The organism is Martelella lutilitoris, from assembly GCF_016598595.1.
Taxonomy (GTDB): domain Bacteria; phylum Pseudomonadota; class Alphaproteobacteria; order Rhizobiales; family Rhizobiaceae; genus Martelella; species Martelella lutilitoris_A.
This window is the reverse complement of the sequence record NZ_CP066786.1, coordinates 3,127,932-3,146,833: the sequence shown is the minus strand read 5'-3', so window position 1 is coordinate 3,146,833 and position 18,902 is coordinate 3,127,932. Positions and strand designations below refer to the sequence as shown.

Annotated in this window: 17 protein-coding genes and 2 pseudogenes; 8 read left to right on the top strand and 11 right to left on the bottom strand. The window is 59.4% G+C overall.

Going from position 1 to position 18,902, the window contains the following annotated elements:
- Positions 1-21: 21 nt before the first annotated feature.
- The 8 genes from JET14_RS15105 to JET14_RS15070 form a co-directional block, all read right to left on the bottom strand.
- Positions 22-1,017 (bottom strand): O-methyltransferase, encoded by a 996-nt coding sequence (locus tag JET14_RS15105; RefSeq protein WP_200334579.1) that lies wholly within the window; start codon positions 1,015-1,017, stop codon positions 22-24.
- Positions 1,018-1,020: 3 nt separating this feature from the next.
- A complete protein-coding gene (locus JET14_RS15100; protein ID WP_200334577.1) occupies positions 1,021-2,436 on the bottom strand; it encodes an ATP-binding protein in 1,416 nt (471 codons plus the stop codon).
- Between the two features lie 60 nt (positions 2,437-2,496).
- Positions 2,497-6,609 (bottom strand): Eco57I restriction-modification methylase domain-containing protein, encoded by a 4,113-nt coding sequence (locus JET14_RS15095; protein ID WP_200334575.1) that lies wholly within the window; start codon positions 6,607-6,609, stop codon positions 2,497-2,499.
- Positions 6,606-9,728 (bottom strand): DISARM system SNF2-like helicase DrmD, encoded by a 3,123-nt coding sequence (drmD, locus tag JET14_RS15090; RefSeq protein WP_200334573.1) that lies wholly within the window; start codon positions 9,726-9,728, stop codon positions 6,606-6,608. Before drmD ends, JET14_RS15095 begins: the two co-directional genes overlap by 4 nt.
- On the bottom strand, positions 9,725-10,150 hold the full coding sequence (locus JET14_RS15085) for a very short patch repair endonuclease (RefSeq protein WP_200334571.1): 426 nt from the start codon (positions 10,148-10,150) through the stop codon (positions 9,725-9,727). Before JET14_RS15085 ends, drmD begins: the two co-directional genes overlap by 4 nt.
- Positions 10,122-11,216 carry a DNA cytosine methyltransferase gene (locus tag JET14_RS15080; RefSeq protein WP_200334569.1) on the bottom strand — a complete coding sequence of 365 codons (1,095 nt, stop codon included), beginning with the start codon at positions 11,214-11,216 and terminating at the stop codon, positions 10,122-10,124. The genes JET14_RS15085 and JET14_RS15080 overlap by 29 nt, the downstream gene beginning before the upstream one ends.
- Complete coding sequence (gene mads1 / locus JET14_RS15075; protein WP_200334568.1) at positions 11,213-11,455, bottom strand: methylation-associated defense system helix-turn-helix domain-containing protein MAD1; 243 nt, start codon at positions 11,453-11,455, stop codon at positions 11,213-11,215. The genes JET14_RS15080 and mads1 overlap by 4 nt, the downstream gene beginning before the upstream one ends.
- 266 nt (positions 11,456-11,721) lie before the next feature.
- Positions 11,722-12,294, bottom strand: coding sequence for a DUF6088 family protein (locus tag JET14_RS15070; RefSeq protein ID WP_246750332.1), 573 nt, complete (start codon positions 12,292-12,294; stop codon positions 11,722-11,724).
- A gap of 639 nt (positions 12,295-12,933) precedes the next feature.
- On the opposite strand from JET14_RS15070, the pseudogene JET14_RS22780 reads away from it, so the two are divergent.
- Positions 12,934-13,155: pseudogene (locus tag JET14_RS22780) on the top strand (Arm DNA-binding domain-containing protein); the annotation flags it as partial.
- A complete protein-coding gene (locus tag JET14_RS22775; RefSeq protein ID WP_246750654.1) occupies positions 13,103-13,348 on the top strand; it encodes a hypothetical protein in 246 nt (81 codons plus the stop codon). The pseudogene JET14_RS22780 and the gene JET14_RS22775, both read left to right, overlap by 53 nt.
- On the opposite strand, the gene JET14_RS15060 is transcribed toward JET14_RS22775, so the two are convergent.
- Complete coding sequence (locus JET14_RS15060) at positions 13,314-13,538, bottom strand: helix-turn-helix transcriptional regulator (RefSeq protein WP_246750331.1); 225 nt, start codon at positions 13,536-13,538, stop codon at positions 13,314-13,316. The genes JET14_RS22775 and JET14_RS15060 overlap by 35 nt on opposite strands.
- A gap of 334 nt (positions 13,539-13,872) precedes the next feature.
- On the opposite strand from JET14_RS15060, the gene JET14_RS15055 reads away from it, so the two are divergent.
- The gene (locus JET14_RS15055) at positions 13,873-14,409 is read left to right on the top strand and encodes a dihydrofolate reductase family protein (RefSeq protein WP_200334567.1); all 537 of its coding nucleotides are present in this window, start codon (positions 13,873-13,875) and stop codon (positions 14,407-14,409) included.
- A gap of 59 nt (positions 14,410-14,468) precedes the next feature.
- Positions 14,469-14,969 carry a TetR/AcrR family transcriptional regulator gene (locus tag JET14_RS15050; protein WP_246750330.1) on the top strand — a complete coding sequence of 167 codons (501 nt, stop codon included), beginning with the start codon at positions 14,469-14,471 and terminating at the stop codon, positions 14,967-14,969.
- A 130-nt stretch (positions 14,970-15,099) separates the two neighbouring features.
- Here JET14_RS15050 and JET14_RS15045 read toward each other — a convergent pair whose 3' ends face one another.
- Entirely contained in the window at positions 15,100-15,843 is a 744-nt protein-coding gene (locus JET14_RS15045; protein ID WP_200334565.1) for an SDR family NAD(P)-dependent oxidoreductase, read from the bottom strand.
- Between the two features lie 83 nt (positions 15,844-15,926).
- Here JET14_RS15045 and JET14_RS15040 point away from each other — a divergent pair, with 83 nt between their 5' ends.
- Together JET14_RS15040 and JET14_RS22770 are read left to right on the top strand one after the other, a co-directional pair.
- Complete coding sequence (locus tag JET14_RS15040; protein WP_200334564.1) at positions 15,927-16,478, top strand: TetR/AcrR family transcriptional regulator; 552 nt, start codon at positions 15,927-15,929, stop codon at positions 16,476-16,478.
- A gap of 40 nt (positions 16,479-16,518) precedes the next feature.
- Positions 16,519-16,862, top strand: a pseudogene (locus tag JET14_RS22770) (IS6 family transposase); the annotation flags it as partial.
- Between the two features lie 38 nt (positions 16,863-16,900).
- Here the strand turns inward: JET14_RS22770 and JET14_RS15035 are convergent.
- Positions 16,901-17,512 carry a TetR/AcrR family transcriptional regulator gene (locus JET14_RS15035; RefSeq protein ID WP_200334563.1) on the bottom strand — a complete coding sequence of 204 codons (612 nt, stop codon included), beginning with the start codon at positions 17,510-17,512 and terminating at the stop codon, positions 16,901-16,903.
- 58 nt (positions 17,513-17,570) lie between these two features.
- On the opposite strand from JET14_RS15035, the gene JET14_RS15030 reads away from it, so the two are divergent.
- A complete protein-coding gene (locus tag JET14_RS15030) occupies positions 17,571-18,011 on the top strand; it encodes a nuclear transport factor 2 family protein (RefSeq protein WP_200334562.1) in 441 nt (146 codons plus the stop codon).
- Between the two features lie 12 nt (positions 18,012-18,023).
- A complete protein-coding gene (locus tag JET14_RS15025) occupies positions 18,024-18,869 on the top strand; it encodes an NmrA family NAD(P)-binding protein (RefSeq protein ID WP_200334561.1) in 846 nt (281 codons plus the stop codon).
- Positions 18,870-18,902: the final 33 nt, after the last annotated feature.

Sequence of the window (18,902 nt, the reverse complement as noted above, 5' to 3'; positions counted from 1 at the left end):
GCGTCGCCCCCGAATAAATCTCTACAGCTCGACGCGCGAGAAATGTGGATAGATGCGGTAGAATTTCTTGAAGACAGTTATAGGGTCTTCCCCCATGTCAGATTTGGGGAGGTCGAAGGCCATTTTTTCCCGGACGTCATCGTTCGACTCCATGGTCAACCGCTCAAGCGTGGAGAGAGCAGGCAGATCAAGGCGATGGGGATCGTCCGGCGTCGAAAGAAACTCCCATTCCTTTAGGAGCTTCTCGATGGAGGCGTCGGCGGCTGCGCACACGACAAGTGCTGCCGTCACCATGGCCTGGCCATCCTTGTAGTGGGTCGCCAGTGACCATACGATCTTGCGATCGCGAAAATTGAGCGCTTCCTTTTCGACCGCCAACTTGAGAACGCGCAGCACGCTCGCGCCGTAGGTCTTATGCGTCATGCCTTCGGGAGACAGGCCGCTCGGGAAAAGCTGACCGACCCGCTCCTTGAACCGAGCTAGGCGCCACTCCTGCACCGTTGGTTTTGCCGCACGATCACCGGATGCAGCATCTCCGACCTCCACGGAGATGTCGCTTGGGAGCGGCTTGCCGAGCGATTCGGGATTGGCATTCAATGTTATCCGAAGCACGCTCCCCAAAGGCACAGTGCCGATAGTGCGAGCAAAGCGTTCAATTTGCGCGGTAACACCCTTGGGTTCGGTGTAGTCGAACCAGACAATAGCGGGCACCTCGAAATCGTGTCCGTCGAGATAATCTTCGAGGGTTTTGTGCACACATTCGATCGAGGCGACGGGCCGATTGAACTGCTGCCGCTTATGGACCTCCGCCTCAGTTTCTACGCAGGTCATCCTCCCGACGCCGAGCCTGGCATGAACCAACCGGAAGTCTTCGAGAAAAGGTCCGCCGAGACCGACGTAATGATATTTCTCCAATGAAAGGACAGGAGCCAACCGCATCAACAGCGAGAGAAACAATTCTCGGTCGACTGCCTTGTTCGGCCTCAGCCGGTAGGGAAGCGAAGATCCGGCGCTCATATCTCAAGCACCTTGTTTCTGCGCTTTGGCCAGCGTAAGCTCGAAACATTTCTCGCCAACGATGCCCGGTTTTTCGTCATCGACGTCGAATAGCATTTTCGAAACGAGCCGTATTTCTTCGACGGGCCGCGAAAACACGATGCGCCTAGACGACGGCGTCTTTCCGGGAGGTTCCGGCAAAACCTTCGCCTTCTGCGGGTTGAACTCAATCTGGCTATCGCTCGTTTTCACATCGCTGCGCAAAGCGATGGCCGCGATCGTCTTGCTCAAAGACAATGGCTTTGAGTCCTCCCAGTAATTCGACTGGTCGGCACGGGGATGGTTCTTCCACTGATTGGTATACGAAATCCAGATCCGCATACCTTCTTTCATCTTTACTAAAGACTCGAGCCACACGTTCGACGACGTGTCGAGCGCGCGCTTCGTCGTCGTGACCGGAAGTTTGTCGGCAAGCTTGGATCGGAACTCAATGATACCGGTAATGATCGCGAACTGCGGATGGTACAGCGGAATGCCATCGCCCCAGCCCGTCAGACGGCTCTTATCGCCGACGATCACCGCGCGATCGTTACACAGGACTGTCCAACCGGCGGTCGCCGACGAGCGGTCGCGCTCGAAGCCTGGTTCATCCTCGTCATCATTACCGAGGTTACGCCCCGTGTTGAGGCCAACGGTGATTGAAACGAGCACATCGTCGATGGTCTTCTGGAAAACGAACGGCGCCGGACCATCGGCGCGGTCGGATACCAGCACTTCTACGAAAACGGGCTCCACCGGCTTGCCATTGAGATCGACCTTCAGCCCCCATTGAAGGAACATCGTAAAATGTTCGGAGATGGCCGTGCGGACTTCGTTCTCGAATGCCTCGTTAGCAAAGTGTCTGGCGACGCCCTCGTATAATTCGTCTACCCGGATGACGGTGCCGGGCTCGGCGAGCTTCTCGCTCGCTTCCGTCGGCTCGTTGATCGGTAGCGGATCCCAGCCCTTGGCTTCGAGCCAAGCCGAAGTGATTGGCACTTCGAACGTGTCATCCCCATGGCGGGTTCGCACCAGCGCTTCACGCCCCATCTTGAAGATCGCACGCTTCATGCCGACACCATACATGCCGATGGTCTCAGTTTCGGAGTCACGATCGTCGTCAGGCTCGCGGCCCATCTTGAAGGCATAATTCTTGGCGACCTCGCGCGGGATGCCGCCGCAATTATCTTCGATCGAGAAATGATCGCCAGCGAGCTCGATTTTCACGAAATGCTGCGCATAGTCGACATTGCCGCCATCAGCCATTCGGAGCGCGCCGTCGAGGCAGTTGTCGAGAAGGTCGAGGATCGCATCAGCAAGGTTGATGTCGCGCGTCAGCATCGACACGAAGAACCGCTTGGTCGGGCTGGCCTGCGCTTGATCGGCGGTGGGTTTCGTCATCGGCAGGCCCTTTCTTTGAGGCATACGAGCACGTTGAGGTCGACCGCCATTTGGCTGGTGTCAGTCATCGACGGCCTCCATCTCGGCATTGAAGAGATCGCCAACGTCCGGGCTGGCTCGTTTCTTGCCGGACTTTTGCTTCTTGGCTGCCTTATGAGGTCCCGCTTCGACCTCTTTTTGGTACTGGTTACGGTTCAATTCCGCGAAGCGAAATAGAACTTCAGCGCGGGCTGCGTCGGAGATGGTGAACCTCACGCGGTCATTCTCCGCGAGGTTCGGTTGTTCGTGATAGCCATGCCCGAGGTCGATGTCGTCCCACCCGTAGGCACGCATGACTGCCGCGTCGATTTCGCGGTGCTGCTCGCGAAGTCGCTCTATTGAGCGAACGGTGTCGGCCGCGTCATGGAAGCGGTTATAGAGTTTTGTGAGACCGATGGGATTGGCCGGATCGGTCATCAACTCGTGCCGCGATTGTAGGTATTCCCGGCCAAGCCCGTCGAAGCGAACGATATCGGAGGATTCTAAGAAAGGAAAAGTCTCAACCGCATCGGACGGTGAGAAATTCAGATCAAGCTTCATTCGAGAGGATTGCTTCCAAACCCAAGCGTCGACTGGGGATGAATTGAAAATCGCCGCGTAGGCATAGGCTTCCGCGACGGCGAAAACGACGCATTTCTCGTGGAAGATGACGTCGTTCGACACTACGGATGGATTGAAGTATTTTCCCACGCGCCCCGCCACGAAGATGTGCTGGAGCGGCTCGGCCTGTGCATCCCAATCCTTGGGGTGCTGTTCAAAATGGCGACCGCGACCTACCGCATGATAGAGGCCAGGACGCTTTTCGCCGAATTGCCACCATCGCTCGGGTAGAGGCTTTCGAAGTACGAACTCACCTTGTTCGTTGAGGCGTTGGCGTTCTGGTTTGACCCGATCTTCTATCCGCTGCCACGGCAATTCGTACTCTTGCGCGCGCTCCTCCGACCAGTCCCAGAAACTTATTACCCATCGAGTAGGTCGCTGCTCTGGAATTGATTTGAGATCGTCTCCATCAAGATAAGGTAGGATTACGTCGGCATTTTTAGGGTCGGCATCCAACATCTGCTGTGCTTCGTCCGGCGAAAGCACAAAGCCCTTTCCGAGCACGTAGGAGCCAATGAAGGCAATATTCTCCGCAGCCTTCAGCGCTTTTGGGCTCCACTCTTGCCGATCGGCAAGATAGGCCGACACAAATGCGGTGGGGTGTCCGCGCAATGAACACCTACCGCGCCACTCACCCTTGTGGATATGAACGCGACTGGTGACGACCGCTGCCTTTCCAGGCCAGGGTTCATTCGGATAAGCAGCATGGATTACCGCACCACCGCTGACCATGGCCTCCAACCCAACCTGCCGTGTGTCGCCTTCAGCGATGGTGTTGACGGCGAGCAGCCCAAAGCCGCCTTCGTCTCGCAAGAGCGAGTAGGCGCGCAGGAAAAAGTACGCGACCAGATCGGCCGATCCACGACGCCCCTCGGCGATCTGCTTCACGAGCCAATTCCGATAAACGGTGCCGGCTACGCCAGTGATCCGTTGCCCTCCCAGGAACGGCGGATTGCCGACGAAAGCATCGAACCCACCATTGTTTCGCAGAAAGACCTCTGGGTATTCGAGCGGCCAATGAAGCGGGCGGCGGGGAGCGCCATCGGAAGTATCACCTGCAAAGTCGGCCATTGCCTGCCGCAGCAGGCGAGCCTGTGCATTTGCGTCACCGCCTGCGGCCTCGTCGGCAATGGTCGCCAGCGCCGTAATATTCACTGCGCGTTCTCCAGCGAGGACGATGCCGACGAGAGCGTCGGCGATCAGTTCAGGCAGGGCGAGTTCATTACGCGATTGAGCGTCGAGCGCGGCCATCGCCTCAACATCGCCGATGTCGCGGATGGGGATCGACCGAAGCTGGCTTCGAAGTGCGAGCGCCTTGTCGACTGCAGACCGGATGGTTCGGCCGAAAAGACGGAGCTGCGCATTGCCCTTCGGCTTCATATCCAGCTCAACGAGCTGGCCGAGATCATGAATGCCGAGTAGGCTGTCGCCGCTCCGCAGGTTGTGATCGAGGAAGCCGAAAGGCCGCCCCTTCGCGAGCGTGGTCAGCCAAAGCGACAGCTTAGCGAGCTCGACCGCAAGCGGATTTTTGTCGACGCCGTAGAGGCAGCGCTCGGCGATCAGGCGACGCGCGAGGATGGCGCGCTCTTCGGTATCGCGCGACAGCGGCTCGAACCCGGCCGGGTCATCGGCGGCCCGGATGAGGCCTTCGCTGTCGATCTGGCTGCCCGCCGCTTCCATATGGGACCAGGCTTCGACGAGCCGGTCGGCGAGCCAGCGGCAAGCCTGCACGAGGAACGCACCCGATCCCATCGCGGGATCGCAGATCTTCAGGTCGAGGAGTTCGTCGCCGCTCCTGAGCTTCCAATCCTCGCGCGCCGCGCCTTCGGCCGGGCCGCGATAGACGACCGGGGTCAGTGTCTCCTCGACGATCTTCTCGGTCAGGCTCTTGGGTGTGTAATGCGTTCCGCTCTCGCGCCGATCGGCGCCGAGGACGACGACGAAAGCGTCGGCGTGATGGACCAGAGGGTATCCCCACGGGTCCGTTCGCAAGAGTTCGGCATACGGCAGGATACGGTCACGCAGGGCCACGTCACCGCGGCAAACGGTGAGCAGCCGCGCCGCCACGCGCTCATCCGGTTCCCGGCCGATGGCGTTTCGAATGGCGGGCTCGGAACGCTCGCTCCGCTCCTTCAGGAGATCGACGATCTTGGCGGTGCCGTCTAGGCGCGCGGACTCGATCTCGCCGAGCGCGACGCGAGCATTCTTGGCCTTGGCCGATCCTTCGAGTTCGAGTGTTACGTCATCGACGCGCTGGACCGTGCGTTCGAGGAGACCTTCATAGACGTGACCGATCTGTTCCACGTCGAGCGCACGATAGGACAGCGTGCGGCCTTCGAAGGTCTGAATCGCCTCCAGCAGGAGCAGGACCGTCCGGTCGTCGATCGGCAAAGGCTCGGCGGGATCGCTCCGCCAGTTCGTGCCTTTCTTGCGGCCTTCGAGGAAGGGGTAACGATCCGGGTCGAAGAGCGAGCCGCCCATTGCCGGCAGCCGCAGCAACGGATGGTCGATGCCGCCATAGACGCCACGAAAAAGCGCGAGCAGGCGCGACCATGCCGAGCGGCGCCGTTCGAGTATCTCCTCTGTGTCGGCACGCAACTGCATACGCAGGCTGGAGAGCGCATAGAAGGCATCGTAGCGAGGGTCACCGAGAAGGAGCAGGCCGCGCTCTTCTGCCGCCAGCAGGAAGACGAGTCGCATCATGACCGTGAGGCCGGCCTCGTAGAGTTCCTTCGGATCGACGTCGTGCAACAGGTCCCGATTACGATCCTGGTCGGCACGGTCAAGGGATTGGACCAACACCTCTACCGCGCGGCGGACCTGTTCGCCGAGCGCGTCGGTCACGTCGTCCTGGTGCTTCAGAGACCGCTCGAACAACGCCGGCAGCCTTTCGGCTTCGGGACCGAAGAAGCGACGGACTCCGAGCAAGCTGACGAAGGCCCGCAGCGTCTCGGGCTCCTGGCCCCAGAGGCGAGCATACCAACTGGCGAAACTCGCGACCGCACCGACCGGCGCGTGAACGAGCATCCAGCGTTCGCCATTAGTCACGAGACCGATCAGGCATCCAGCGGCGCGAAGCAGCGACACCATCCTGTCTCCCGGTGTCGTGGCCAGACCGTCGTAATTCCACGTGACGTCGAGATCGGTATCAGGATCGTAGATCTGGACGAGTAGCAGTGGGGCGTCGCCCTGGGTCGGATTTACGATCGCTAGGTCGGGCGCGATCGTGACACCATGTTCGGGCAGCGACACCTTCAGCCGTTCCGGCAAAGTTGCCGTCCGGCGCAAAACCTGATCGTCCACCTCGAGAGCGGTCTGGAGAACCTCGTCGATCCACGCCGAATGGATTGCCGCTAGGTCGGCGTCGTCCGCATCGACGGCATCACGCCATTCGTCATAGGTGGCGCGCAACCGCTGCGGACGGCCGGAGATAAGGGCTTCCAGCCCTTGGGGCAGCACCTCGCGCAGAACCGGCACGGCAAGAAACGGTCCAGATACCTCTATGAGGTTGAGCCAGTCGTGGTTTGTGCTCATCGAGGCTGCCCCTCCGTCAGGGACTCGGGTACGAGCAGGATGACCGCGACGGGAAAGGTGTGATCTCGGACATTAGAATATCTATTCTCGATGGCACGCACCTCTTGCTCCCGTTCCAGCGGAATGCGGGCGAGACGTGCTTCGAGGGCGGCGTGATCGCGCCGGAGCTGGGTGCGCTCGTCCTCGGAAAAGAGTGAGAGTTGCTGCGGCTCATGGTCGACGACGAGTTCGGCCCGCAAGGCCGTGTCGAGATCGTCGAGCACCTGCCGAATGTCGTCGCTCTCTCGTTCCTTACGGGCGTCGATCGAATTGGACAGGAAGCGCAGGCGGTCCTTGGAGCGCGCATCGACCGACCCCAACACGGAGTCACGCTGCTTATCGAAGCGGGTGCGCAGCGCCGCGAAAGTCGTATCGGGCAAGGCGGCAGGGGTGGAATCCTGAAGCCATCGGCGCACCTCCGTCACGCGATCTTCGCGGCGGAAGCCAGCGTCACGCAGATAACCGCCGGCCTCGGTGAGTTCCTCGTGCAGGCGATGATGACTGCCACCCGTGATGACCAATCGAGAAACCACGATGACGGCGGGGCCTTCGAGCTGGCCATCGGGCAAGGAACGGGCCGAGACGCGGTGGATCTTCTTCACGTCGTCCCGCGCCCAGATTTCGGCGCGCAACAGACGCAGGCTCATCTGGACGAGGGGATGATTGAGATGCACCAGAACGACGTCATCGCGCCCCTTTGCCACGTCATGGTCGAACGTGATGGGGCGGACCTTCTTCGTATAGGGATGCTCCAACCCTTCCAGGCATCGCGTCCATGAACCGGACAGCGCCGGCATGGTGAAAACGGTCCCATCTGGAGCGCCGGGCATAGACGTGGCCCCGAGGTCCGGTTTGTCCGAAAGGCGCAGCGCCGCTCTCACCGCCCGTTCGATGTGATCGGGCGTGAGATTTTGCTCGCGCTTGGTCTCGGCGAGGCGCTCGTGCAGCTTTGCGACCCGATCCCGCAGGTCTCGCTCGGCTTTAACGAAGCGCCGCGATTTTTCCATGCGGGCTTCGGCCAGCCGGGTGTCCAAGTCGCGCCGACGCCCCTCGATCAGATCAGGGAGCTGTGGCGCGATGACCGGGTTGACGCTCCCCATGTCGGCCCGCATGGCGTCGAGCTTCCGAAGCGCTCGCAGGATATCCTGCCCGTGATCGCCTTCGTCATCAACCGGATGCCAGATGACCACCTCGCTGGAGCGTTGGCCGTGACGGTCGATGCGCCCGTTCCGCTGCTCCATCACGTTAGGATTGTATGGAATTTCCAAATGGATCATCAGGTGGCAGTGGTTCTGAAGGTCGATGCCTTCGGATGCCGCGTCGGTCGCCAACAGGATTCTGACTGGCGATTCCGAAGGGTTGGCCTGGAACGCCGCCTTTACGGCCTCACGTTCGTCGTGATCCATGCCGCCATAGATCAACGCCAGCCGATCGCCGCCGAAGCCGTGCGACACGAGCGTCTCTTGCATCCACTGCTGCGTCGTCCGGTATTCGGTGAACAGGATGACCCGCTCATTCGTCCATTCGCCGCCCTCCTGGAGATGCTTGGCCAGCCACTCCAATATCGCGCGCGCCTTGGAATCCGCTCTGCGTGATGCTTGCTGCGCCCAGGAGCGCAGGCGTTCCAGCATCCGCCGCTCTTGCTCACTGGGCGGCCGGATGTGTTTGCCGGCTTCGCTGAGCGCGTCGTCTTCCGCCGCCTCGCGCAATGCGTCGTCGGCATAGTCTTCTTCGGCCTTCGAGATGGCGCGGCGAAGGATGCGATCATCCAGCTTGCGCCTGGTCTGGTCGGCCGACGAACGGCCTTCGATCGTCGTAATGTGCTTTTCCAGTGTCGCCGCGAACGCGGCGGGCGACGATGCGAGGCGTTTGCGCAGCAATTGGTGGACGAAGCGATCGACCGCTCGGGCACCGCCCTCGCCATTCTCGCGTGACGATATGTAATCGCTGAGAAGATGCCGGATCTGCCGCTCGTCATCTTCATACTTGATGGGGAGCCCTTCGAGACGCCGTACCGGGTAAAGTCGCTTGCCGTTCGCATCCACCAAGTCGCTTTTCAGCCGCCGCACCATGACCCGAGCGCGCTGGGGCTCGCTCGGCAGGACGTTTCGGGCGAAGCGTTGGTCGTCGAGCAGTTCGAGCAGAGCGGTGAACGACTCGGTGTAGCCGTCATGGGGCGTGGCGGTGAGAAACAGCTTGTGCTGGAAATGCGGCGCGAGCAGTCGCACCAAACGGGTACGGAGGCTCTCGACCGCATAGTGTCCGACCGTGGGCGCGATGTTGTGCGCTTCGTCGATGACCAGCAGATCGAATTTTCGAGGATGGGTGACAGTGGGCGGCAGCGCGTCCCGGAACAGGCGCAGCCCTTCGCCTTGCTTCACCCAATCCATCGACGTGATGAGGAGAGGAAACGACGTCCACGGATTGGCGTGCAGGCCGCGTTCACGGCGCAGGTGCTTGACGAACTCGGAATCGACGATCCGGAAGTCGAGACCGAATTTCTCCTGCATCTCCGTGCGCCACTTCTCCTGAAGGGACGCGGGGCACAACACCAAAACGGTGCGGGCACGATGGCGCAGGAGCATTTCCTGGATCACCAGACCGGCTTCGATCGTCTTTCCGAGGCCAACGTCATCCGCGATGAGCAAGCTGGTACGGGCCATGTCGATGGCTCGCACCAATGGATCGAGCTGGAAGTCCTCAATGCTGACGCCGCTGCGGAAAGGAGCCTGGAGATAGGCCCTGTCGGCGTTGGTGGCGGCGCCCCATCGGACGGCATCAAGGAACGCCTGTAGGGAGGCCGGATCGTCCAAGCCGGTGATGCGAGGCAGGCCGGCTCGCTCAATGACGTGCGCGCCGGGCTCCAACTCCCAGAGGACTTCGATTTCCTCCCCGAGGGCGTCTTCGTCGATCGACGTCAATCGGATGAGGTGGCGTTTGGGAACGCCCGGCGCGGTCGATCCGCCATCGACCTCCGATACGATCCATTGCCGTCGGCGTGCTTCGACCAACTGACCGGGCTCTGGAATCGTGTGATGAGCAATCTGAGCCGCCGAGCTGCTCGCATTCCCGACGATCATTGCAACCGGCCCCCGCCTCGAACGATATTTTCGATGCGTTCGGCTGCTTCGCCGGCGCGCTCATGCGCCCATACGCGAATGACACGCCAACCCGAAGCACTGAGGCGTCGATCGGTGTCCGCATCTCGGGCTCGATTGGCTTCAATTTTGTCACGCCAAAATTGCGCGTTGCTCTTCGGCCAGGAAGCGTGCTCCGGGCACCCATGCCAGAAGCAGCCATCGACGAAGACGGCGATTCTGGCGCGGGGAAACACGATGTCGGCAACGCGCCGTGGCTTGGTCAGCAGCGGGACTTGTAACCGATAGCGCAATCCTCTCGCGTGCAATTCCTTGCGCAAAAAGAGTTCAGCATCGGTGCCCTTCTGTCGCACCCGAGCCATGCGGAGGCTCGCCTCATGCGACGAGGGGCTTACACGCGACATTCGCGGTGTCTCCCTTCTTCGCCTGATCTGTCTGCGCCTCGACGCCGAGATGGGTCACGATGCTTTGGCCGATCGCCTCGCCGAGAGCGACCGGGACCGCATTGCCGATCATCCGGCCCAGCGCTTTGAAATGGGCCGGACCATTTTCCGCTACGAAGGCGTATTTCTTTGGGAAGCCCTGCAGGATCGCACCTTCGCGCAGGGAGATCGCACGGTCCTGCTCGGGATGGCCGAAGCGGCCGTTGCCGAAACCGTAGAATTGCGTGGTTATCGTCGGAGACGGATTTTCCCAAGTCATGCGTCCATAGACGCCGGGATAGGTGCGGCCCGTTTCGCGCCGATGGCATTCGGCAACCAAATGCTCCGGCCAATCACGCCACGTCCCGCCGGGGCGGGAAGCACGAATACGTTCCAGGTTCAAATCCGAAAGCCTGGAGGAGACATGGAAGGCATCGTCGTCGTGGACACTTCCCGCCCCAATGGCGGGCAGCTTTCCGATCGCGTCTTTGACGGTGCGCGGTTTCTTGCGGGTCGGCGAGATCAACTCGATAGGTCCGATCAAGCTCGCCAGGATGACCATACGCCGTCTGGTCTGAGGCAACCCATATTGGGTGCAATCCACGACGCTCCTCCAGACTTTATAGCCCAGTCGCTCAAGCGTGGCGACGAAGTCGTCGAAGACCGCGTGCTTTTCAACCAGAGGCACGTTCTCCATGGTGACGATATCAGGGCGCACGGATTTGACGAGGCGCGCGAACTGATACAGCAGCGGCCAACGTGGGCTGGTGAGGGTGTCGTACCGCTGGGAATAGGTCGAGAACGGTTGGCACGGAGCACAGCCCGCCAGAATCCGTATCCTTGCATCGCCATACAACTTGTTCAGGTCCGATGGCTTGACGCTCTTGATATCTTTAGTGAGGAACCGCGCACCATTATTGGCCTCAAACGGATAGCGGCATGCCGTATCGACATCGATGCCCGCGACGACCGGGACACCCGCTCGGATGAGACCATGCGTCAAGCCGCCGGCACCACAGAACAGATCAATACAGGCGACTTCGCTCATTTCTTCCCTCTCGTGGCAGGCCCTTTGCTTTTCCGCGGATCGCTTGCCGTATTCTCACTACTGTCGTCGCAAGCCTTGCCAGCTCTCACCCACGAATCAACTTCATCCGACTTGAACTTCCAGAGCCTTCCGACCTTATGTGCCGGCAGATCTCTTTTGGTTATCCAACCGTAGACCGTGTCTTTGCTGACACCCAGATAGCCGGCGATCTCCTCGACGGACATCCAGCGATCAGTCATGAGCCACCCCTTCTCCGCATGCTGCGAATAATCGCACTATCACATCAACATATACTGCAGTAAAGCGGATTTGGTCGGATCTACTCGGATTGGCTCTGATTTTCCGGAACTGCGTGGCACGCAAACAAAATTCTCTAATGTAGGCAGTGGCTCTGCTGGCGGTCGCCTCCGCGAGTGCGATGCGAGCGTCGGCGACGAACAGAGCGACCCTACCCACCGATATCGGCCGCAGCCGTGCTGGTGATCAAGATCAGTGTTGGCCGCATTCAAGCAGGACCTAGAACGACGGTTGAGGCCAGTGTCTTTTTGTCGCTGGCCGAAAGCAGCCGCACCGCGACCTGCGCGACATCCGCTGCGCCCGCAGGTCCGACATGACGAAGCGCCTGGACGACCGTACCGGCGGGACTGCCGGGCGCGATCAGATGCTTGGGCGACGCGTGGCGAAGGTTGACCACACGCTTTCCCAGGATGACGCGCCGCGATGGGCCATCGGTCAGATAGGTGCTTTGGGCGGGAACTTGCGTCGAGAGGCCGAGCGCGTTCGCTGCCCGCACACCGGCGATCTGCACCTGCGAGCCTGTCTCCCGGGCGAGTGCCTGGGCGACATCATCGGGATCGGGCGAGAGGGCACCAAGCTTTGGATGCATCTTGGGGAAGTCGTATAGCCCGCGCGCGAGGCGACGAAGCTGGCCGCCCTTCACCAGCCGGGAGAGAGCCTGATCGACGGATGAACGGGCGCCGACAGTAAGGAAATCGCTGGGTGTGAAGACACTGCCTCGTCCTCTCGCGCGGACACGCTTCATAACCTGAGCGGGAACGGAGGAAGCGATCATCTTCATACGTCAGAAAATGACGTATGTTCTTCTGACATACAAGTGGCGAGCCTTGATCGCCGAAGAGCTCGTCCAAGGCCCACTCGATTTTTAGGGGCTGGCATGCTAAAATTTCTCATGGCGGTACTTTTGGGTGGCGCCGATGAGAATTGTGTGGGCTAGGAATTCTGGCTCAAGCGGTCGATTGGTGCAGATAGATGCTGAAGCCGCTAAAAAAAATTTTGAAGTGATTTCCCTTTAAAATCAATACGGTAAGATTTTGACGGCCTGCGCCTCGGTGCCTGGACGCGGAATGGATATTTTCTGCTGCGAAATCAATCGCTTGTGATAAGGAAAATATTCGAGTGGGAATGATTCGGGCCCATCCGAACGTCGCCGAGTTTGCGCTGAAATACGATCTAACCAACTGAAAAAAATAAATTCCTTCTATGCCTATCGACATCTATCGGTGGGCATAGATCGCGTTTGGCAGCCTCGCTGACGGGCCTCGCCCCCATTGATCAAACGGAAAAACGAAAGTACCGTCAGGAGCAATGAGGCTCGTGACGGTACTTTTTTTGATATAAGACGCTGAATTAAAAGCGTTTTCGACGCTGACGGCCTCCAAAAACCGCGTGACGGTACTTTTCCGCAAGGAGGCCCGAAATGTTGACCGATGCAGCACTTAAGTGTTTGAAACCAAAAGCCAAAATGTACAAGGTGTCCGATCGTGACGGCATGTATGTGCGCGTTGCACCGTCGGGCGCCATCTCGTTCAGGCTCGACTATCGGCTGAACGGCAGGCGAGAGACCGTCTATCTCGGTAGGTATGCCCGTGACGGAATATCGCTCGCCAGAGCTCGCGAGCTATGCATCGACGCACGACGCGCAAACCAAAGGAGCGCACGAGGACGGGCGCTCATCGCGCGGCGTCTATAACAAGGCGGAGTATGAAGTGCAGCGCCGGCATATGATGCAGCAGTGGGAGGATACTGTGGATGCCTGGATCGATGGCCGGAAGTATGCTCCCACGCTTTTGCCGCAAGCTATGCCCTTGATGGAGCTTGATCCTGCCCTTTGACGGGGCGGGTTTTACGCTTGGTGACATCGGGGTGTTGGGCGCGCCGGATCGGCGCAGCCCGCCGTGCCATCAGCCAAGCCTCGACCTCGGCCAAGTCCCAAACGATACACCGTGGCGAGAGCGCAAACCGGCGGGGAAACGCGCCACGCTGCTCCATTTCATAAATGGTGCTGTCAGCCAGGGGAACCATTTCACGTAGCTGCTGGCGCCGAATCGTTCGACGAAAATTTGGGGACCGCGCCAGCTGTCTGCAGGCAACAATGATAAGTCATTCATCATCGCCTGTTCCCGGCATTCGTGTTGACAGCTTTCACCGAGTGCGGGCTGCCGCGGCGCGGGCATTCAGGAATGCCTCGCCGACAAGGCCAGGAAGCTCGGCATCCCGGTCTAGCGGTTCGAATGAATCGCCGCATCACGCATAGCCATATTCGCCTCCGCATTCGGCCGTTTCACCTTCGCGGCATGTTGACCTGCAAAGGCCCGAGCGATATGTATTTATACATCGTATAATTCAGGAGATCGAGATGATCACCGGGCACGTTTTCATCGCAACCAGTCTGGACGGTTTCATTGCCCGCAAGGACGGGGACATCGCCTGGTTGCTGGAACGCGACGATCCGGCGGAGGATCATGGATATGACGCTTTCATCGAGAAGATCGACATCATCGTGATGGGTCGCGGCACGTTCAAAAAAATGCGCGATGAACGCCCGTGGTTCTACACACGCCCGGTACTTGTCCTCTCAGCGTCGCTGAAAGACCAGGACCTACCGGCAGACCTTGCCGGCAAGGTGCGGATTTCAGACAAATCGCCTGGACAGGTGATGGAGATGCTCGAAGCTGAGGGGCATCGGCGCGTTTATGTGGACGGCGGAAAGGTTATTCAGTCGTTCCTGCGCGCGGGGCTGATCGACGACATGATCATCACGAGCGTTCCGGTGCTGCTCGGTGAGGGGCGCACTCTGTTCGGAGCGACCGGCTCGGACATACTGCTCACCCATGAGGATACCAAGAGCTTCGCCTCCGGTCTCGTCCAGTCACGCTACCGGATCGCCACATGACCCGTCCGCGAGGACGCCCGCATCGGGACAAGGCGCCCGCCTCACGCGAGCAGATTCTGATGGCCGCGCTTGAACTATTGGATAACGGCGGCGTCGAAGCCTTCACAATGCGCGCGCTTGCCGATCGTCTTCAGGTCAATCCGATGACCATCTACCATCATTTCGGGGATCGCGACGGCTTGATCGACGCCTTGTCCGAACATGTCTATGCAGAGGTTTCCGCGCCAGCCGCTGGCACGTTTCACGACCGGATAAGATCGCTTCTGCTAGCCTATCATGACCGGGTGTTAAGCCACCCGGGCCTCACATTGCTCATCTTCAGGCAACCCGCAGTCTTTCCCCGGCAGGCACAGCGGATAACCGATGACATTGACCAACTCCTGGTCGAAGCCGGATTGCCGTCGGCACGTTCCAGGCTTTGGCTGAACATACTTGTCGATTTCACCCACGGCGCGGCTATCGCAGCTGCGATGGGCGATAGGTCAAACTCCGCCGTCTCGGGCGCAAAGGACGACTACGACAAAACACTCACGGAGTTGCTCAAAGGAGTTGAGACCTGACCGCGACAGAGAGCGCCGGCGGAGCGCCCCATGCCGCTGGATGCTTGGTGTCGTTAGGCTCGTCGACGAGTGAGGTATACTTCTGAATTGCGCCATGGTGGTGGTGGAGGCGCATCCGAACCGAACGTGGTTAGACAGCGACAAAGCCCCCGTCGACCATGAGCTCGGCGCCGCCGACGAAGCTGCTTTCCTTTGATGCCAGGAACATGACTGCCTTCGCTACTTCATCGGCTTCGGCCAGCCTCCCGAACGGAATGGCCTCCTTCATCCAGTCTTCTGCGCCGTCGTTGTCCTGCAGATAGGTCTTCATGGCAGGCGTCAAGACCATGCCCGGCGACACGACATTTACTCGAATGCCCCTGCTTTTCAGGTCGGTTGTCCATGTCCGGGCAAAAGAGCGGATGGCGGCCTTGGTGGCGCTGTAGACGGACAGATTGGCAAAGCCCTTGCATCCCGCGCCCGAGCCCGCCAGCACGATAGAGCCGCCAGCCGACATAAGGGGTAGGGCCTTTTGAACCGTGTAGATGGTGCCCTTGACGTTTATGTCGAACACGCGGTCGAAATGCTCGTCCTGGATCTGGTCAATGGGAGCAGACTCAGACACGCCAGCATTGGCATAGACCACGTCCACGCGGTCGTGATCGCCCGTGATCTTGGCATACAGGCGATCGAGGTCGGCAGCATTGCTGACGTCCCCTTGGACGCCGACCGCGCCATTTCCGATTTCTCCCACTGCAGCGTTGAGGCGCACTTCATTGCGGCCCGTAATGTAGACTAGGGCACCTTCGCCCGCAAAAGCCTTGGCGGTTGCCAAGCCAATCCCGTCTGTCCCGCCCGTAATCACCACGACTTTGCTGTTAAACCGTCTCGCCATCATTCGCATCCTTATAAATGGAGTATTGCTCCACTTTCTATATGGAGTTATCCTCCACTTATCAAGTCGGAAAGGAATAAATTTTGAACGATGACACCTCGTTGAGAGCCGATGCCCAGAGAAACCGGGAGCGCATTGTCATCGCGGCAGAGGAAGTGTTTTTAGAGCGAGGTGCCCACGTCAATCTGGACGAGGTGGCGAAGCGTGCCGGGGTGGGGGTCGCGACGCTTTATCGCCGGTTTCCAACCCGCGAAGAACTTCTCGCGGCGACCTATAGCGCCCGCTTTGTGACGTTTGCGGAGGTCAGCCGGTCCCGTGATGCTGATCTCGATCCCCTGAGTGCGCTGCGGCTATACCTGGAAGAGTTGGTGCAATACAGCAACGTCTATCGCGGCCTGGCGGCGTCGCTCGGCACGGTGTTGCAGGTTGGAACGCCGGGATGTATCGCGACCAGCGAAGAAGGCACCCGTCTTTTGCAGCGCGCGCAAAAGGCGGGTGTCATTCGCTCAGATATCAATTTCAACGATGTCGTTTGCGTGGCGATAGCAGTCTCGCTTGCAACGGAAAAACACGATACCCCAACAGCCCGCATCACCCACCTCGTGGGAGTGTTCATCGATGGGATGGCATTGTAAAGTTAACCCCCACGGCGATTGGCCTGTGCGATTTCGCGACATGCCCCAAACCGTTCGTGATCCCCTTTATCGCCGCCAACCGTTTCCTGCTGGAGTGATTGCTCATGCCGTCTGGCTATGTCTTCGCTTCCCGCTCAGCTTGCGCATGGTCGAAGACTTGCGGGCGGCGCGCGTGTTAACTGTCTCCCACCAGACGGTCCGCCTTGGGCCGAGAAATTCGGGCGGCGCTTCGCCAATGAAATCCGGCGGCGATCAGCCGGGGAGATTGGCGACAAATGGTATTTTGATGAAGTCGTCATCTCCATTGGCGGCAAGAAACTCTGGCTGTGCCGGGCCGTCGATCAGGATAGCTTCGTTCTTGAGGTGCTCCGGCCTTCACGCCGTTGTAGGAATGAAGCGTACGCCCCACGAGGGATGGCGGTCTAAATGGCTTGAAGGCCGGCTACCAGTGCATCGACCTGCCGTCGGATCTGTACCTGTGTAATGCGACGTCGTGTAACGATCATGCCCCAATACAGGGTTGCCGGTATCATATCCATCGCGAGGTCTCGGTCGATGCCGACGGGAAGTTCGCCGCGATCAATGGCCCGCTCGATCAAGCTTACGGCGCTGCGCCGACGCGACGCGGACAGATCTTTCAAGAGGGGTAGCAGCTCCGAGCCACGAGATGCCTCAGCATATAGATCAGGAAGTATCTTGCGCACGAGGCGATGGCGCAGGGCACGTCTCAACATCAGCAGGTATGCTTGCAAGTCGTTCCTGAGCGTCCCGTAGTCGGCGACATCTGTCAGCACCATCCCGAACTTCTGCACCGCTTCGGCCGCAATCGCAACTTTGGAGGGCCATCGGCGATAGATGGCGGCTTTGCCGGCTCCCGCACGTACGGCCACCCGCTCCAAGCTCAGTGCTGCATAACCGTGAACGGCCCATTCCTCGAGAAATGCTCGCAGGAGCGAATCCGTTACTTCGTCACGCAACACGGCCGCGCCGCTTGGACGCCGTTTACTTTTTTCGTCGATACGCTTGCGTTCCATTCATTTCGTCCTATATTCGTCGGAACGGTATCGTTCCATCGAAAAAGAGTAAAGCGAAATGTCCAGTTCTATCGATCAGTTTCCGAGCCTGTCGACGCTGTTGCGGCAAGCTCTGGGAGATGCCCTGGCGCTAGATGCAAGTACGCTTCTTGACATGTGTGCGGAGGATGTCGTGTTCGAATTCCCCTATCACCCGCCAGGTTTCACCGAGCGTCTGGAAGGGCGAGCGGCACTCGAAATCTACCTGCCGATAGTGTCGAAACTCATTTCGATTGAGTCCGTGACGCTCCACGAGGCATTCATTTCGGCAAGGGGCGACATGGCGGCCATCGAGTTCAGCTGCAAGGGTCACTCTCCCAAGACCGGTGCCCGCTATGACCAGGATTACGTGTCAATCATCGGGCTTAGAGACGGTCGAATTACTCGCTATCGAGACTACTGGAACCCTCTGGTTGTTCTCTCTGCAATCGAGATCGCGCCTTCGGTCGACGCGCAGTGAAAGGACTTAATCATGTCAACGCAGATCCTCGTCATTGGCGGCAAGGGAAAAACTGGAAGGCTCGTCTGTCAGGAACTCCTGACCAGAGGAGCCCGAACAAGAATTGGCACTCGTTCACCCTCTGGGGGCGATGAAGTCGCATTCGACTGGCAAGACCCTCGAATAGCGGACGCAGCCTTCGACGGCGTAGCCGCCGTCTATATTGTTGCGCCCACCAACAACAGTGACCACGGCACGATCGTGCCTCCCATTCTTGAGATCGCGCGAAAGCGTGGCGTCCAGCGTTTCGTCCTGCTCAGCGCGTCATCCCTTGAAGCGGGCGGGCCGATGATGGGGCAGATCCACTCCTATTTGCGCGATGAGGTTCCGGAATGGACGGTGTTGCGGCCTACGTGGTTCATGCAGAATTTCTCGGAACAGCAGCATCTAGAGACGATCCTTGACGAGGACGCGATCTACTCCGCAACGGGTGCAGGTCGTGTCGGTTTTATCGATGCGGCTGATATCGCGAAGGCGGCGGTCAGTGCGCTCCTGGCAGACACGTCGTGGAACCGGGACTTTATTCTGACGGGTCCAGAAACCCTTTCGTATGCGGATGTTGCCGACAAGATCAGCGATGCGATCGGCCGGAAAATCAAGCACATCAACCTGACCACATCCGAACTGACTGAACGGTATCTCAGGGGTGGACTAGACGAAGCCTATGCCAGAATACTCGCGGAAATGGATGCACGAATAAGCGAAGGCAGTGAGGACCGGCTCAGCGATGGCGTGTTCGCGCTGACAGGTCAATCTCCTACATCCGCTGCTGCATTCATCCGTGCGCATAAAAGCGCCTGGGCTCGCAAGCCAGAGTAGATCCGACGGAGGTGCGCGATCCTCCCTTCGCCG

What these genes read in the sequence shown, in the direction of transcription:
- JET14_RS15025 (WP_200334561.1), top strand. Translation starts at nt 18,024, where the DNA reads ATGTCAACGCAGATCCTCGTCATTGGCGGCAAGGGAAAAACTGGAAGG.
- JET14_RS15050 (WP_246750330.1), top strand. Translation starts at nt 14,469, where the DNA reads ATGGCCGCGCTTGAACTATTGGATAACGGCGGCGTCGAAGCCTTCACA.
- mads1 (WP_200334568.1), bottom strand. Translation starts at nt 11,455, where the DNA reads ATGACTGATCGCTGGATGTCCGTCGAGGAGATCGCCGGCTATCTGGGT.
- JET14_RS15035 (WP_200334563.1), bottom strand. Translation starts at nt 17,512, where the DNA reads ATGGAACGCAAGCGTATCGACGAAAAAAGTAAACGGCGTCCAAGCGGC.
- JET14_RS15085 (WP_200334571.1), bottom strand. Translation starts at nt 10,150, where the DNA reads ATGTCGCGTGTAAGCCCCTCGTCGCATGAGGCGAGCCTCCGCATGGCT.
- JET14_RS15100 (WP_200334577.1), bottom strand. Translation starts at nt 2,436, where the DNA reads ATGACGAAACCCACCGCCGATCAAGCGCAGGCCAGCCCGACCAAGCGG.
- JET14_RS15055 (WP_200334567.1), top strand. Translation starts at nt 13,873, where the DNA reads ATGATCACCGGGCACGTTTTCATCGCAACCAGTCTGGACGGTTTCATT.
- JET14_RS15060 (WP_246750331.1), bottom strand. Translation starts at nt 13,538, where the DNA reads ATGGTTCCCCTGGCTGACAGCACCATTTATGAAATGGAGCAGCGTGGC.
- JET14_RS15080 (WP_200334569.1), bottom strand. Translation starts at nt 11,216, where the DNA reads ATGAGCGAAGTCGCCTGTATTGATCTGTTCTGTGGTGCCGGCGGCTTG.
- JET14_RS15070 (WP_246750332.1), bottom strand. Translation starts at nt 12,294, where the DNA reads ATGAAGATGATCGCTTCCTCCGTTCCCGCTCAGGTTATGAAGCGTGTC.
- JET14_RS15095 (WP_200334575.1), bottom strand. Translation starts at nt 6,609, where the DNA reads ATGAGCACAAACCACGACTGGCTCAACCTCATAGAGGTATCTGGACCG.
- drmD (WP_200334573.1), bottom strand. Translation starts at nt 9,728, where the DNA reads ATGATCGTCGGGAATGCGAGCAGCTCGGCGGCTCAGATTGCTCATCAC.
- JET14_RS15105 (WP_200334579.1), bottom strand. Translation starts at nt 1,017, where the DNA reads ATGAGCGCCGGATCTTCGCTTCCCTACCGGCTGAGGCCGAACAAGGCA.
- JET14_RS15030 (WP_200334562.1), top strand. Translation starts at nt 17,571, where the DNA reads ATGTCCAGTTCTATCGATCAGTTTCCGAGCCTGTCGACGCTGTTGCGG.
- JET14_RS15045 (WP_200334565.1), bottom strand. Translation starts at nt 15,843, where the DNA reads ATGGCGAGACGGTTTAACAGCAAAGTCGTGGTGATTACGGGCGGGACA.